Here is a 15,116-nt window from a genome sequence, read left to right on the forward strand (position 1 = left end):
GCATGTCCACCGCCATCCACCGCACCGTCGACGCGGTCTGGAGACTCGAGTCGGCCCGGCTCATCGCCGGGCTGACCCGTCTCGTCCACGACGTCGGACTCGCCGAGGAAATCGCCCAGGACGCCCTGGTCGCGGCCCTCGAACAGTGGCCGGTCGCAGGCGTGCCCGACAACCCCGGCGCCTGGCTGACGACTGTCGCCAGGCGCCGGGCGGTGGACCACATCCGGCGGTCGCAGCTGCTTGAACGCAAGCAGGAGGAGCTGGCCCGCGAGGCCGAGCAGCAGCCCGAGCGCGAGCCCGACGACGTGCTGCGGCTGATGTTCATCTCCTGCCATCCGGTGCTGCCCACCCCCGCCCGGGTCGCGCTCACGCTGCGGCTGATCGCGGGCCTGAGTGCCGCCGAGATCGGCCGGGCCTTCCTCACCACCGAATCGAAGATCACTGCTCGGATCGCCGACGCCAAGCAGACCCTCGCCGACCGGCGGGTGCCGTTCGAGCTGCCCGCCGGGGCGGAACTGGCCGACCGGCTGTCGTCGGTGCTCGAAGTGGTCTACCTGGTCTTCAACGAGGGCTACTCGGCCAGTGCGGGCGACGACCTGATCCGCGCCGATCTCTGCCTGGAGGCCCTGCGGCTGGGCCGCCTGCTGGCCGAGCTGGCGCCCGCCGAACCCGAGGTGCACGGCCTGGTCGCGCTGATGGAGATCCAGGCGTCGCGCGCCGCGGCCCGGACCGGCCCCGACGGCGAACCCGTGCCGCTGCCCGAGCAGAACCGGGCCCGCTGGGACCAGCTGCTCATCCGGCGCGGCTTCACCGCCATGCTGCGCGCCCGCGACCTGGGCGCCCCGCCCGGCCCTTACGTGGTGCAGGCCGCGATCGCGGTGTGCCACGCCCAGGCCCGCACCGCGCAGGACACCGACTGGGCCCAGATCGCCTCCCTGTACGACGTCCTGGTCCGGCTGCTGCCGACCCCGGTCGTGCAGCTCAACCGGGCCGTCGCGATCGGCATGGCGCGCGGCCCGCAGGCCGGGCTCGACCTGGTCGACTCGCTCACCGGCGACCCGGCACTGCGCGACTACCACCTGCTGCCCGCCGTCCGCGCCGACCTGCTGGCCAGGCTGGACCGGCCCGCGCAGGCCCGGCGGGAGTTCGAGCGGGCCGCGGCGGCCGCCCGCAACGCCGCCGAACGCGAGTTCCTGCTGCGCCGCGCGGCGGCACTGCCCGAAGCCCCGGCGACCGGGCCGACCCTCGGGCAGTCGGCCCGGGAGTTCCTGCTGCGCACCGACCTCGATGCGCAGACCATCCGCTCGTACGCCCAGACGCTGCGCCGCCTGTGCCTCGACCTCGGCGACAGCCTCCCGCTGTCCGCGCTGACACCGGAGCGGGTGGGCGGCGTGTTCACCGCGTCCTGGGGTGACGCGGCGGCCCGCACCTGGAACCGGCACCGCGCCGCGGTCCGCTCCTTCGGCACCTGGGCCGGGCTCGCCGACCCGGCCGCGCGGCTCGACCTGCGCACGCCGGAGCCCTCCCCGAGGCCGGTCCTCGACCTGGACCCGCTGTGGGCCCGTGACCTGCCGCTGCGCGAGCACACCCTGTGGCGGCTGCTGCACGAGTCCGGCGTCTCGGCCCGCACGGCACTGGCCCTCGACGTGGCGGACCTGGACCTCGACGACCGCCGGGCCCGCGTCGGCGGCCGGTGGATCGGCTGGCGCGCCCGCACGGCCGCGCTACTGCCGCAGCTGCTCGCGGGCCGTACGCGCGGACCGGTCTTCCTCGCCGACCGGCGGCCCGGACCGGCCCGCACCCCCGCCGCCGCCGACCGCTGCCCCGACACCGGCCGCGGCCGCCTGTCCTACGAGCGCGCCGAATACCTGTTCAAGCAGGCCACCGGCCACACCCTGCGCGATCTCAAGCACTGACTACTGTCTGCGCAGGTCGAAACCGACACCGTCCCCAGACACGGACATGGACTTCTCACTACACGTATAACCTGCCACCCAGTCGGGCAGGTAGGAGTACCCGCGCGACGGAAGAAGGTCGTCTACCTTGGTCTTCTTCCACGGTCCGTCATCTTCCCGTTGTTCAGCCGCTCCCGATTTCGACACCTCCCGCAGCGCGAGTTCTCCGCTACTAGCCGAGTATCTGAACGTGAACGCGAAGGTCGCCCGCCGGTTGAAGGACCGACTCACCCCGCTGACGGTCGCCGTACCCAGATACTCGACCTCTCTGCCGGTGAATGCCCCGGTTCCGTCGGAACCAAGGTGGAGTGAGCCGCCGCCTCCCACGAATGTCGTCGACGGCTCGGTGCCCTCGAAAATATGTGACGCGATCTCCCAGTCGCCGGCGACGCATTCGTCTGGCAGCTGCGTGTTATGGCCCTGCACCAACGCGGCCACCGTGCCGCCGACAGCGTAGAGAAGCACAACCACCGCAAGGAGCGTTCCGAGCGTCAGGCGGGTCCGGCGAAGACGGTATCGCCGCCCAGCTGCGCGTGACCTGTAGATGATGGAACCGAGCCGGACCAGGCCGGTGGCTATGGACCCCCAGCCCACCACGGCCAGAAGCAGAGGCCCGACGAACAGACCGAGACCGACGGCCAGAAGCACGCCCATTGCTGCGACCAGTACGCCACCGAGCAGAAGGCCCAGACCCGCGCGGAGCCGCCACCGGCGTTGCACTTCGACATCGCCGCCAGTGGGCGCTCGAAACAACGGGGCCATACGCGAAATCAACCGGCGCCAGAAATCACTCGAAACCGCTGGCTCCGCAATACGGCCGGCCTCAGGCTGCTGCGGGGTCTGGCGCCTGAATGCCAGCACTGCCAGAACTGTCGCAATCACCGAGGCCAAAGCAGACAGCACAGCCGACGAAGCATCAACGACTTCGAGTATTGACACGGACGCATCCTGCCAAGGATGTCGTTATGGAAACAAGATGTCCGTTCGGCTCGACAAGGGGAACGGCATTGCCGGGCAGGAGGCCCGATTCCATACGGACAAGATCGGCTTTACCTGCCAGGCCTTGTCCCTGCGCGGCTTACACCTGTGGTGGTGTGGATACACCACCACAGGTGTAAGGCACCGCAGTCAGTCGTCCTCGGGCGCCGGAATCAGCGCGGCCATGAGGTCGGCCGCCGTCACCGCCGTCCACGGCGGCGCCGCCTCACCATCCACCAGGATCGCCGTGCTGCCTGCGGTGACCTCAGCTCCCGCGAGCTGCGCCAGCCGAGTCGGGTCGACCGCGGCCGCCAGAATCCGGCCTGCCCGCTCGGGAGCGGGGTCGCCGGTCGGCGCGACGGCTGCGGCACGGACCGCGGCGACGGTGGCAGCCGGGTCGGCCGCGACGATCTCGGTCGCGGTGCCGTCGGCGTGGACGACCAGCACGCGGTCGGCGCGGGCCGCGGCGTGCCAGGCGGCGACGTCGAGCAGGGTCGGCCGGTGCCCGTCCTGGAAGTGGTCCCACAGATCGGCGGCCAGGCGGCCGAGGCGGGCGCCGTGGGCGCCGATGCTGTGGCCGTACCCCTTGGTGGACATGCTGGCGTCGACCCACATCACCGACCCGGCGGCCACGTCCAGGACCAGCGGGGCCAGCGACTTGGCGTCGCCGCGCAGCCCGAACTTCTGCATGACCCGGCCCGCGTCGAGGCCGCGGCTGCGCGGCCCCGGCAGCGAGAACCCGGCGAAGGCCGCGTCGAGCAGCTCGAACGGCACGTCGTTGTAGCTGAGCACGACCGGCACCGCCCAGCGCACCCCTGCCGTGAGCAGCGCCGACCGGTTCAGGTCGAGGAACTCGGTGGCCCCCAACGGCGCCGGGGCGGAGGTGAGGTCGCCGGAGTGGACCGCGGCGTCGTGCCGGAACCGGAGCTGGGTGAAGTCGCAGTGGCCGACCGGGTTCCAGCCCTCGTCGTAGAAGCCGCAGGACAGGTCCAGGTCGACGCGGTGGCTGCCGCTGTCGACCCAGTGCAGGAACAGGCGCACCGTCGCCGCATCCGGCAGCGGCCGTACGCTGCCGCGCGGCCAGCCCGCCAGCTGCGCGGACCCGGCGCGGTCCCGGCCCGGCGCGGGCACCTGCGCCAGCGCGGCATCGAGCACGGCCAGGTCGAACCGCTCCAGCCGCGCGGCGCGCGCGGTCAGCTCGGCGTCGGCGACGGCCCGCACCCGGGCGGTCAGCTCGGCCGGCAGCGGGGCGCGCTGCTCGGGGGCGGTCCAGGCGCGCACGACGTCGCCCTTGGGGAAGAACGTGCGCCGCGGGGTGCCGGGCACCTGCACGGCATAGCCCGTCGGCGTCGCGACGCGGATGTTCAGGCCCGCCGCGCGGCGCAGGGCGGCGCCGAGCGCGCCGACCGGCGCCGACCCGGCCGCGCCGACGGCCTCGGTGACGGACGCGCCGACGGGCACCGACGCCGCGGCCGTGGCCGGGCGGGCGCGGTCGCCGTCCCGGCCGGTCAGCGCGGCGGCGGCGACCGCCAGGACGTTCGGCGACACCCGGGCCGCGGCCTGCGCGATCGCGTCGGCGACGACAGCCGGCGCGTCCGGGTCGTCGGCGGCCAGCCGCAGCAGGTGGTCGGCGCGCCGCCAGAGGTCGCCCGGCCGGTGGGCGAGCAGCGCGGCGGCGGTGAACGCGTCGCCGTACGCGATCGCCTCCTCGACCAGGGCCGCGAAGCTGCGCACCCGCACCGAGGCGGTGCCGCGGTGGTAGGAGACGATCAGCCGCTCCGGGCGCCGCGCGGCCGCCTCGGCCATGGCCAGTCCGAGCGGCCCGTCCACGGGGGTGCGGGTGCCGCGCAGGGTCGCGAACACCACGGCCGCGCGGGGGTGCGCCCCGACCGCCTCGTACGGGTGCAGGCGCTCGCCCAGCCGCTTCCACACCACCGGGTGCCGGGCCACGTCCTCGGCGGCCGTGGCCGGGTCGAGCCCGTCGACGAAGGCGAGCACGGCACGGCGCAGCACGCGGGGCAGCGCCCGCACCCGGGGCACGGCCACGGTCAGCCGGGGCTCGCCGACCGGCCGGAACCCTTCCATCGGTCCACCGGTCACCGGCTTGCGGGGCAGGATCAGGCCCGGGTCGCCCCCGGAGTACGCCCACAGCGCGCGGGCGGCGTCGGTGGCCGTCGACCACCGGCCCGCGGCCTCGCGCAGGACCGGGCCGTACCCGTCAGTGAGGGCGGTCGCGTGCAGCGCCCACGCCACCAGCAGCGCGAGCGTCTCGCGGGCGGGCACGGTCGGCGGCAGCCAGTCGAGGCGGCCCGGTGCGGTGGCCGCGACCAGGATCTCCAGGTCGGCACGGTCGGCGGCGCCGAGCGCGGCGGTGCGGCCGACGAGTTCGTCGCGCAGCCGGACCGCGCTCGCGGCGGGCGCCTCGTCCAGGGTGATCCGCCGCAGGCGCAGCGCCGGACCCGGCGGCGCCGGTTCGGCGGGCTCGGCCAACACCAGGTACGGGCTGTCGGCGGTGAGCCGCTGCCCGCAGATCGGGCACCCGGAGTATGCGGCGGGGTCGAAGCACTCGGTGCACGCGAGGTGCCCGCACGGGTCCATCGGCCGGACCGCGCCGGTGATCCCGCACAGCGCGCACGGCGCCCCGGCGGCCTGGAACAGGTGCGCCAGCAGGCGCTGGACGTAGAGGCTGTCCGGCGAGACCGGGATGTCGGGGAAGTCGCGGAACAGCGGGGCGTGCTCCCGGTCGGCGCCGACGGCCTCGTCGGCCACCGCGGACATCCAGTCCGCCCAGCTCAGCCGGGTCGGGGCGGCCAGCGCGGCGAAGCGCCGGCGCAGGGCGGGGTCCAGCAGCCAGCCCCGGGCGGCCAGATCCGCCTCGAACGCCCGTACCCACTGGTCGCCGTCGGCGGGCGGCTGCCCGGCGGCGTCCTGCGGCAGGGCGACCGCGCCGGCGCGGCGCAGCAGGACCGTGGCGAGCGCGTCCATGGCAGTTCCTCCGTGACCTGCGGACGGGCGCCGGATGACCGGCAAGGAAAGGCCGGGTCGGTGAGTCGGAACGCTAATTCGTCAGAAGAGTACGAGAAGGAAGCGCACCTGGGAGCCGACCCGGCCCGCCGATGCTATGGCCCCGCCGCCGCCGCTGGCCAACCCTTTTCCGCCGCCCGCCACCCGCCGCCCGCCGGCAGCGCCCGTCGGGCGCTCCGACCCCGATCGGGTGAGGCAGGGCACGGCGGGTTGCATAACAATGCCTCGCCATGCATATACTTCCTGCGTGTCCAAGGTACTCACCTCCCTTCCTGTCGGCGAACACGTCGGAATCGCCTTCTCCGGCGGCCTCGATACCTCCGTAGCTGTCGCGTGGATGCGCGAGAAGGGAGCGGTGCCCTGCACCTACACCGCAGACATCGGGCAGGCCGACGAACCCGACATCGAGTCCGTCCCGGGACGCGCCGCCGCGTACGGTGCCGAGCTCGCCCGGCTGGTCGACTGCAAGACCGCCCTCGTCGAGGAGGGCCTGGCGGCCCTGGCCTGCGGCGCGTTCCACATCCGCTCCGGCGGCCGCGCCTACTTCAACACCACGCCGCTGGGCCGCGCCGTCACCGGCACCCTGCTGGTGCGCGCGATGCTCGAGGACGGCGTGCAGATCTGGGGCGACGGCTCCACCTTCAAGGGCAACGACATCGAGCGGTTCTACCGCTACGGCCTGCTGGCCAACCCGTCGCTGCGCATCTACAAGCCGTGGCTGGACGCGCAGTTCGTCGCCGAGCTCGGCGGCCGCAAGGAGATGTCGGAGTGGCTGCTGGCCCACGGGCTGCCCTACCGCGACAGCACCGAGAAGGCATACTCCACCGACGCCAACATCTGGGGCGCCACCCACGAGGCCAAGTCCCTCGAACTGCTCGACACCGGCATCGAGATCGTCGATCCGATCATGGGCGTGCGGCACTGGGACCAGTCCGTGGAGATCCTGCCCGAGGACGTCGTCATCGGCTTCGAGCAGGGCCGCCCGGTCACCATCAACGGCAAGGAGTTCGGCACCGCCGTCGAGCTGGTGCTGGAGGCCAACGCCATCGGCGGCCGCCACGGCCTGGGCATGTCCGACCAGATCGAGAACCGGATCATCGAGGCCAAGAGCCGGGGCATCTACGAGGCCCCGGGCATGGCCCTGCTGCACGCCGCGTACGAGCGGCTGGTCAACGCGATCCACAACGAGGACACCATCGCGGCGTACCACGCCGAGGGCCGCCGCCTGGGCCGCCTGCTGTACGAGGGCCGCTGGCTGGACCCGCAGGCGCTCATGCTGCGCGAGTCGCTCCAGCGCTGGGTCGGCTCGGCCGTCACCGGCGAGGTGACGCTGCGGCTGCGCCGGGGCGAGGACTACTCCATCCTGGACACCACCGGCCCGGCGCTGAGCTACCACCCGGACAAGCTGTCCATGGAGCGCACCGAGGACGCCGCGTTCGGCCCGGTCGACCGGATCGGCCAGCTGACCATGCGCAACCTCGACATCGCCGACTCGCGCGCCAAGCTGGAGCAGTACGCCCGCCTCGGGATCGTCGGCAGCAGCCAGCACGCGGCCCTGACCGCCGGACCCCCGCAGGGCACCACCGAGCTGATCGGCGTGCTGCCCGAGGGCGGCGCCGAGGCGATCGCCGACCGGGGCCAGGAGGCCAGCGACGAGGGCCTGCTCGGCGTCTCGGCGATGGAGTCCGGCACCGACTGACCCGCGTCACGCACCACGCGCCGACGGCGCGGCGCACGGCCCCTGAGCCGCGCACCGCGCCGTCGCCGTTTCCCCACCGTCCCGGGCGACCCGTTCAAGATCGCGCAAGTTGCCGGGCAGTCGGCCGTATCTTGGGGACTTATTCGCCCGATTGCCCGGCAACTTGGCCGACCTTGAACGGGTCGGCCGGGGCGGGCAGGGACGGGGGCTGGGGCGGGGGGCCGGTGATGGACTCGATCGCGCGGGTGACGGCGGCGCCCAGCAGGACGGCCACGGCGTACAGCAGCAGCTGGAGCCAGAACGCCGCACCCTCCAGGAGCAGGATCTGCCCGACACCGGTGACCAGCAGCGCGGCGAACAGCGTGCCGGTGACCCCGCCGCGCCGCCCGAACAGGCTGACCCCGCCCAGCAGCGCCACCCCCAGCGCGCCCAGGGTCAGCGTGGCGCCGCTGCCCACCGGGAAGCTGCTGTTGAGCCGGGCGGTCATCGCCACCCCGACGATCCCGGCGAGCAGCCCGGACCCGGTCAGCCCGACCACGGCGCCCAGGCCGGGGCCGAACCCGGCCCAGCCGCCCGTGATCCGGGCCGGACCCCGGTCGGCACTCAGCCGCGACCGCACCCCCGGGATCAGCCACAGCGCCCCGCCGACCAACGTGACCAGCACGAACAGCACGAACCACACCCAGCCCTCGCGCAGGTCGAACGCGGTGGCGGGCACCATCTGGCCCTCGGTCGTGGCGAGCACGATCGCGTCGGCCGCCGCGCCGACGCCGAGCGTCGCCGCCCAGGACGGCACCGACAGCAACGCGACCACCAGCCCGCTCACCAGCCCGATGACGGTGGCGGCGGCGACCCCCAGCAGCGCGGCCACCACGATCGGGGTGTCGTCGGTCATCGCCTGCGCCGTGATGGTGCTCGCGACGACCACCAGCGCGCCGAGCGACAGGTTCGGGGTGCCGGTGCGCAGCGACAGCGACATCGCCGAGGCGGCCAGCCCGGCGGTGCCGGCGATCGCCAGCAGATTGGTCAGGGCGAGGCTGGAGGGGTAGCCGATCGCCACGTACGCGGTCACGCCGAGGGCGGCGACGGCCAGCAGCGCCTCCCAGACGCCGTGCGCGAGCAGCGCCCGGCGGCCGGGCGAGCGCACCGGCGCGACGGGCGGCGGCGGCCACGGCGGGGAGAACGGGGCGGGGGTGGGTTCGCTCATCGGTCCATGGTGGACCTTGAAGGCGAATCTGGCCATCGGCGGCGGGCGGCGCCGGGGACGCCGCCCGCCGCCGGGGTCAGGGCACGACCGTGACCGTGTACGTGCCGGTGGCGCACCCGGTGACCTGCCAGCCGCCCGGGACCTGCACCATCGCCGCGTCGCGTACGCCGTCGGCGCTCAGGTGCGGCTTCGCGTCGCCGGGCACCCACACGTCCAGGTGGCAGTCGCCGCCGTCGGCGGCGGTCGCGGTGAACACCAGCCCGGCCCCGGCCGGGTCGGACTCCAGCCGGTCCAGCCGGCCCGGGAACGCGCGCGGGTAAGCCCGCGACAGCGGCCGGGCGAACCCCGGCCGCGGGGCGTACACGGTGGACCCGTGGCAGTCGACGCGGACCAGGTTGCCCGAGGCCTCTGCGTCGGGGCCGGTCTCCGGCGAGCCGCAGCCCTGCCGCCACACCCAGAACGCGCCGCCGATGCCGAGCCGGTCCTGGGCGGCGGCGAACCGCCGCACCTTCGCCCCGTCCACGTCCGGATCGCCGAACCAGCCCCACTCCCCGGCCCACAGCGCGGCGCCGTAGGCGGCGGCGGCGCGGGCGGAGACGGCGAGGTTGCGCTCGATGGAGGCGATGGTGAACCCGAGGCCCTGGTCCATCGTGATCGACTCGCTGTAGGGGTGGGGCGCGAAGACGAGGTCGCGGTCGGCGGTGAAGCCGGGCGGCGGGGTCACGTCGAAGGCCAGCCCGGACCAGAGCACGCTCGGTTCGAAGAAGACCAGGTGGGGGTATCCCCCACCGGCGCGCTCGGCCTCGCGGATAGCCGTGATGGCGGCGTCGTAGTACCGGCCGAGCAGCAGTCCGGAGCTGACCGGCGGATTCGCCCCGATGCCGGGTTCGTTCAGCAGGTCGAAGCCGGCCACGGCGGACTCCCCGGCGAACCGGCGGGCCACGAACGCCCAGGTGCGCACCAGTTCGCTCTGGATGCCGTCGCGGTCGGTGTAGAAGTTCCCGTACGCCGTGGCGACCGCCGGGGCCAGGTCCCGGGCCATGAACTGGCAGTGCAGCGTGCCGTCGGTGACGGTGGCCCAGGCGGGCGCGCCGTCCCAGCCGGTGGTCGGCGAGGTGCCGCCCCCGCACTGCTCGCCGGGCGCGGCCAGCGCGTTGCCCCAGGCGTCGGAGTGCATGTCGAGCACGGTGTACAGGCCGTGCGCCTTGGCCGAGGCGACCGCTGCCGCGATCTGGTCCAGGTACGCCTGGTCGAGCACGCCGCGCTGCGGTTCGAGCCGCGACCAGGACATGCCCAGCCGTACGACGTTGAAGCCCATCGCCGCCATCTGGGCGAAGTCGGCGTCGGTCAGCGGCGCGACCGCCGGGACGGCCGGATCGCGCAGGTAGTAGTCGATCAACTGGTTCACGTTGACGCCGCGCAGGATCACCTGGCGGCCGGTCTCGTCCCCGATGACCGGCGGCTGCGCCTGGTCGGGGGCGGGCAGCAGCCGCAGGCGCGCCATGCCGCCGGCGGCCGCCACCGGGGCGCCCGCGTCAGGGCCGGGCGCGGCGGCGGTGCCGGTGGCCAGCGCGACCGCCACGAGCACCACGGCGAGCACGGCGTCGGCGAGGCGGTGGCGCGGCGTGCGGCGCGGCTGCGCCGGTACGCGGCCCCGCCGCCGCAGCAGGCCGGTGGCGGTCGCGGCCAGCAGGCCGACGGTGGCGCCGTAGCCGAGGCCGGTGCCGATGCTGAGCAGGGTGGTCGCGATCCACCAGTCGTCGGCGCCCGCGTGGTCGAGCCGGGCCGAGACCGGCAGCGCGGCCATGGCGGCGTCGACGAGACCGAGGACCAGCCCGGCGACGATCGCGGCCAGCCAGGTGGCCGCGGCGGCGGGCAGCGGCGCGGCCGGGTGCGCGACCCTGCGGTGCAGCGCGCGTACGGCCAGGGCGAAGGCGCCCAGGAACAGCGCGGTTCCGGCGAGGAACCCGGCGATCCCGGCGCTCGCGGTGGGCGCGATCAGGGGCCCGGTGAAGGCGTAGCCGACGGGCCCGCCCCGCCACCAGCGTGCCCCGAACCCGGCCGCGACCAGTGTCACCACGGCGAACATGGTGGCCACGGCCGGGCCGGTCGCCACGGCCGGGCCGGTCGCCACGGCCGGGCCGGTCGCCACGGCCGGGCCGGTCGCGGCCGGGCCGTCCGGGGCGGGGCGCGGGCCGACGCGGTGCGCCAGCGCGGCCGCGGCGGCGACCAGCGGTCCGGCGAGCAGGAACTTCATGGCCGCGAAGCCGCTGGTGGCGAACGTGAACCGCAGCGCGGCGCCGACCGGCAGGTGCTGGTCCAGCAGCGGGATCACGGCTGCCGTGCCGGTCGCGGCGGCGGCCGTCGCGGCGGCGCCCACCACGGCCGTCCATGCGACCAGGAAGACCCGGCGGGACGCGCGGCCGAGCACCGCGATCGGCAGGCCCGTGCCCAGGAGCAGGACCGGCAGCCCTACGGCCAGCGGCGCCCAGCGGTAGACGCCTCCCGTCCCGGCCAGGGGCAGCCCGCTGCCGCCGACGGGCGCGAGCAGTCCGCTCGGATCCCATACGGCGGCCGCCGCGACGACGGCGAGGACGGCCAGGACTGCTGCGGCGCAGGCGCGCAGCTCGGGGCGGTGGGGCAACGGCGTGCGCCCGGAGGCGGGGCGCGGGGAGGTGAGTGCGGCCATAGTGATCGCGAATCTTATTCGCCTCTGCGGGCGCTTCCAGCAGCCGTTCGGCCCGGTGCCCCACACCGTTGCGATCCGACCGGTGGCCGAACGGTCGGGTGGACACCGGGGCCTGCCCCGGTGTGGCGGGGACGCCATACTCGTGGCCATGGCGATGACCCCCCGTTCCCGGGCCGTGCTGCGCGTGCTGGCACTGGCGATGCTGGCGTCGCTGGTCGTCGCGTTCGGATTCGGGCGGCCCGGCGATGACGACCTCGGCGCATGGTGGGACTCCGGCGCCCGGCTGTCGGCGGACGCCCTGGCCGCGCACCTGGGCGACTTCTTCGGCGATGACGCGGTCAGCGGCCTGTTCGCCCGGCTGGCCGGGCTGCTCGCGCGGCCGGGCCTGGCGCTGTGGAACGCGGTGACCGCCAGCGAGCTGGGCCGCTGGCTGGTGCTGGGGGTGGCCGGGGCGGTCGCGGTCGACGCGGTGCGCAACGGCCTGGGCTTCCTCCTGCGCAAGCCCGCGCCGCAGGACCCGCCGACGACCTGAGCCGCGACGTGCGGCAGCCCGGCCAGGGCTGAGACACCGCTCGATGGTTATAGTTGCATGTCTAAACGAATACACCTAGGCTGGCTTCCGCGCGGGTGAGTTGGGCAGCGACCAGCGGTCAGGCGTTCACGCCTTCGAACCGTCATCGTCACCGCCCCTGTCCTGGGGCCTTCCTGCCTGAGGTAGGTCATGAGAAGACTGCTCACCGCGATCGTCACGGCCATCGTGGCCTTCGTCGCCGCCGTACTCGTATCGGCCAGTCCCGCCAACGCCGCCGTCGGCCTGCACATCAGCGGCCGCGACATCGTCGAGGCCAACGGCCAGAAGTTCATCATGCGCGGGGTCAACCACGAGCACGTGTGGTTCACCGGCCAGACCGGCTCGTTCGCCAACATCAAGGCCAAGGGCGCCAACACCGTCCGCGTCGTGCTCGGCAGCGGCAAGCGGTGGGGACCGTCCACCGACGTCCCGAACATCATCACCCTGTGCAAGCAGAACAAGCTGATCTGCGTCCTGGAGGTGCACGACACCACCGGGTACGGCGAGGACGGCGCCGCCGCCACCCTCGACGAGGCCGTCAACTACTGGATCAGCCAGAAGGCGAACCTGGTCGGCCAGGAGAGCTACGTCGTCATCAACATCGGCAACGAGCCGATCGGCAACACCAACCCGGGCCAGTGGACCGCCGCGACCGTCGCCGCGATCCAGAAGCTGCGCACCAACGGCTTCGAGCACCTGCTGATGGTCGACGCCCCGAACTGGGGCCAGGACTGGCAGTACGTGATGCGCGACAACGCCCAGACCGTGCTGGACGCCGACAGCAAGCACAACACCGTGCTGTCGATCCACATGTACGACGTCTTCAACACCGCCACCGCGATCACCGACTACCTCAACCGGTTCCAGACCAACGGCTGGCCCCTGGTGATCGGTGAGTTCGGCTGGCAGCGCTCGTCCAGCAACGTCGACGACCAGACCCTGATCGCCGAGGCGAACGCCCGGGGCCTGGGCTACCTGGGCTGGTCCTGGGCGGGCAACAACGACCCGTACCTGGACATGACCAACAACTTCGACGCCAGCCAGCTCACCACCTGGGGCCTGCGGATCTTCAACGGGCCCAACGGCATCACGGCCACCGCGAAGGAGGCCACGATCTACGGCGGCACCTCCTCGCCGAGCCCGTCGGCGTCGGCCAGCCCGTCGCGCTCGGCCAGCCCGTCGCCGTCGGCCAGCCCGTCGCGGTCGGCCAGCCCGTCGCCGTCGGCCAGCCCGTCCCGGTCGGCCAGCCCGTCGCCGGGCGGGCGCACCTGCACCGCCGTGTACACGATCACCAACTCGTGGCCGGGCGGGTTCCAGGCCGAGGTCAAGGTGACCGCCGGAGCATCGGCGATCACCGGCTGGACCGCGAACTGGACCTACGCCAACGGGCAGGCCGTCACGCAGTTCTGGAGCGCGACGGTGACCAGCAGCGGAGCGGCGGTGACCGCGCGCAACGTCAGCTACAACGGCAGCCTCGCGGCGGGCACGAGCACCAGCTTCGGCTTCCTCGGGTCATCCACCGGCACCAACAGCGTCCCCGCGGTGACCTGCACCGCCAGCTGAACCACGACCGCGGGCGGGCCGGGGCGCAGTGCCCGGCCCGCCCGCGCCGTCCCGACCACTTCGCTGAGGAGCTGTCATGTTCCGCAGATCCTTCCTGTACGCGATCCTGGCCGCGGTGCTCGCCGCGGTCGCCGTCACCGTCGCCCACCCCGCGCTGTCGGCCGCCCCGGCGCCGGTGCGGATCATGCCGCTGGGCGACTCGATCACCGCCGGGCCCGGCTGCTGGCGGGCCATGCTCTGGCACCAGCTCCAGACCGCCGGATACACCAACATCGACTTCGTCGGCGGCGTGTCCGACGGCGGCGGTTGCAACCCGGGCTACTCCTACGACTTCGACCACGAGGGCCACGGCGGCTACTCGGCCACCGGCATCGCCGACAACAACCAGCTCCCGCCCTGGCTGGCCGCGGCCCGGCCGGACATCGTCCTGGTGCACCTGGGCACCAACGACATGTGGGGCCACTACATCCCGACCGCGACGAAGCTGACCGCGTTCACGAAACTGGTCGGCCAGATGCGGGCCGCCAACGCGAACGTCAAGATCCTGGTCGCGCAGATCATCCCGATGACCGCCGCCGCCTGCTCCACCTGCCCGGCCGACATCGTCGAGTTCGACAGCGCGATCCCGGGCTGGGCCGCCGGGCTGACCACGGCCCAGTCGCCGATCACGGTCGTGGACCAGTGGACCGGCTTCGACGCCGCCGCCGACACCGGCGACGGCGTGCACCCCAACACCGGCGGCTTCCAGAAGATGGCCGCCCGGTGGTATCCGGCACTGGCGCGCGTGCTCGACGGCGGGGTGCCGCCCTCGCCCTCGGCCAGCGCCTCCCCCAGCCGGTCGGCCTCGCCCAGCCCGTCCGCGTCGCCGAGCGCGTCGCCCAGCCCCTCACCGAAGCCCAGCAGCTCGCCGTCGGCCAGCCCCAGCCCGTCGGCGGGCGGCGCCTGCGCCGCGACCTACCAGATCACGTCGCAGTGGGGCGGGGCGTTCCAGGGCGAGGTGAGCGTGCGCAACTCCGGCACGAGCGGCATCTCGGCATGGACGGTCGCCTTCTCGTACGCCAACGGCCAGCAGGTGACCCAGTCGTGGAACACCACGCTGGTCCAGAGCGGAGCAGCCGTCACCGCCCGCAACGTGACCTACAACGGCACCCTGGCCGCGGGCGCGTCGACCACCTTCGGGTTCCTCGCGAACTGGAACAACACCGCCAACGAGATCCCCGCCGTACGCTGCACCGCCGGCTGAGCCGGACAGCCCGGCTCGGCCGGCATGCCATGCCGCGGGTTACACCTCCTGTGGTGTCGTCACACCGCAGGAGGTGTAACCCGCGCAGCATGTGGTGCGCCCCGCGGCCGCCTCGGTCGCGGCCCGAGCCGGTAAGGTCGCGTAGTCGGGTTCGGCCGCGCGGCCTGCGACCTGGGAGCGAAGGGTC

The 15,116-nt window shown here is 73.9% G+C and carries 9 protein-coding genes; 5 read left to right on the forward strand and 4 right to left on the reverse strand.

The genetic code is table 11. The features are described 5' to 3' along the window. Positions 1-2 precede the first annotated feature (2 nt). Positions 3-1,916, forward strand: coding sequence for an RNA polymerase sigma factor (locus Cs7R123_RS04840; protein ID WP_212823718.1), 1,914 nt, complete (start codon positions 3-5; stop codon positions 1,914-1,916). Here Cs7R123_RS04840 and Cs7R123_RS04845 read toward each other — a convergent pair whose 3' ends face one another. Further along, the gene (locus tag Cs7R123_RS04845; protein WP_212823719.1) at positions 1,917-2,894 is read right to left on the reverse strand and encodes a hypothetical protein; all 978 of its coding nucleotides are present in this window, start codon (positions 2,892-2,894) and stop codon (positions 1,917-1,919) included. Between the two features lie 189 nt (positions 2,895-3,083). Then, complete coding sequence (locus Cs7R123_RS04850; protein WP_212823720.1) at positions 3,084-5,918, reverse strand: MXAN_6230/SCO0854 family RING domain-containing protein; 2,835 nt, start codon at positions 5,916-5,918, stop codon at positions 3,084-3,086. 286 nt (positions 5,919-6,204) lie between these two features. Here Cs7R123_RS04850 and argG point away from each other — a divergent pair, with 286 nt between their 5' ends. After that, the gene (gene argG, locus Cs7R123_RS04855) at positions 6,205-7,656 is read left to right on the forward strand and encodes an argininosuccinate synthase (RefSeq protein ID WP_212823721.1); all 1,452 of its coding nucleotides are present in this window, start codon (positions 6,205-6,207) and stop codon (positions 7,654-7,656) included. 139 nt (positions 7,657-7,795) lie between these two features. Here argG and Cs7R123_RS04860 read toward each other — a convergent pair whose 3' ends face one another. Both Cs7R123_RS04860 and Cs7R123_RS04865 read right to left on the reverse strand, forming a co-directional pair. After that, entirely contained in the window at positions 7,796-8,863 is a 1,068-nt protein-coding gene (locus Cs7R123_RS04860; protein WP_212823723.1) for a hypothetical protein, read from the reverse strand. A gap of 76 nt (positions 8,864-8,939) precedes the next feature. Continuing rightward, positions 8,940-11,552, reverse strand: a complete 2,613-nt coding sequence (locus Cs7R123_RS04865) for a cellulase family glycosylhydrolase (protein WP_212823725.1) — start codon at positions 11,550-11,552, stop codon at positions 8,940-8,942. A 148-nt stretch (positions 11,553-11,700) separates the two neighbouring features. Here Cs7R123_RS04865 and Cs7R123_RS04870 point away from each other — a divergent pair, with 148 nt between their 5' ends. From Cs7R123_RS04870 to Cs7R123_RS04880, 3 genes are all read left to right on the forward strand, one after another. Then, a complete protein-coding gene (locus Cs7R123_RS04870) occupies positions 11,701-12,084 on the forward strand; it encodes a hypothetical protein (RefSeq protein ID WP_212823726.1) in 384 nt (127 codons plus the stop codon). A 189-nt stretch (positions 12,085-12,273) separates the two neighbouring features. Then, positions 12,274-13,686: a cellulase family glycosylhydrolase gene (locus Cs7R123_RS04875; protein WP_212823727.1), complete on the forward strand. Its 1,413-nt coding sequence runs from the start codon at positions 12,274-12,276 to the stop codon at positions 13,684-13,686. A gap of 76 nt (positions 13,687-13,762) precedes the next feature. Further along, on the forward strand, positions 13,763-14,929 hold the full coding sequence (locus Cs7R123_RS04880) for a cellulose binding domain-containing protein (protein WP_212823728.1): 1,167 nt from the start codon (positions 13,763-13,765) through the stop codon (positions 14,927-14,929). Positions 14,930-15,116: the final 187 nt, after the last annotated feature.

It is taken from the genome of Catellatospora sp. TT07R-123, from assembly GCF_018327705.1.
Classification (GTDB): domain Bacteria; phylum Actinomycetota; class Actinomycetes; order Mycobacteriales; family Micromonosporaceae; genus Catellatospora.

Coding starts and splice junctions, on each gene's coding strand:
- Cs7R123_RS04850 (WP_212823720.1), bottom strand. CDS start 5,918: ATGGACGCGCTCGCCACGGTCCTGCTGCGCCGCGCCGGCGCGGTCGCC.
- Cs7R123_RS04870 (WP_212823726.1), top strand. CDS start 11,701: ATGGCGATGACCCCCCGTTCCCGGGCCGTGCTGCGCGTGCTGGCACTG.
- Cs7R123_RS04840 (WP_212823718.1), top strand. CDS start 3: ATGTCCACCGCCATCCACCGCACCGTCGACGCGGTCTGGAGACTCGAG.
- Cs7R123_RS04875 (WP_212823727.1), top strand. CDS start 12,274: ATGAGAAGACTGCTCACCGCGATCGTCACGGCCATCGTGGCCTTCGTC.
- Cs7R123_RS04865 (WP_212823725.1), bottom strand. CDS start 11,552: ATGGCCGCACTCACCTCCCCGCGCCCCGCCTCCGGGCGCACGCCGTTG.
- Cs7R123_RS04860 (WP_212823723.1), bottom strand. CDS start 8,863: ATGAGCGAACCCACCCCCGCCCCGTTCTCCCCGCCGTGGCCGCCGCCG.
- Cs7R123_RS04880 (WP_212823728.1), top strand. CDS start 13,763: ATGTTCCGCAGATCCTTCCTGTACGCGATCCTGGCCGCGGTGCTCGCC.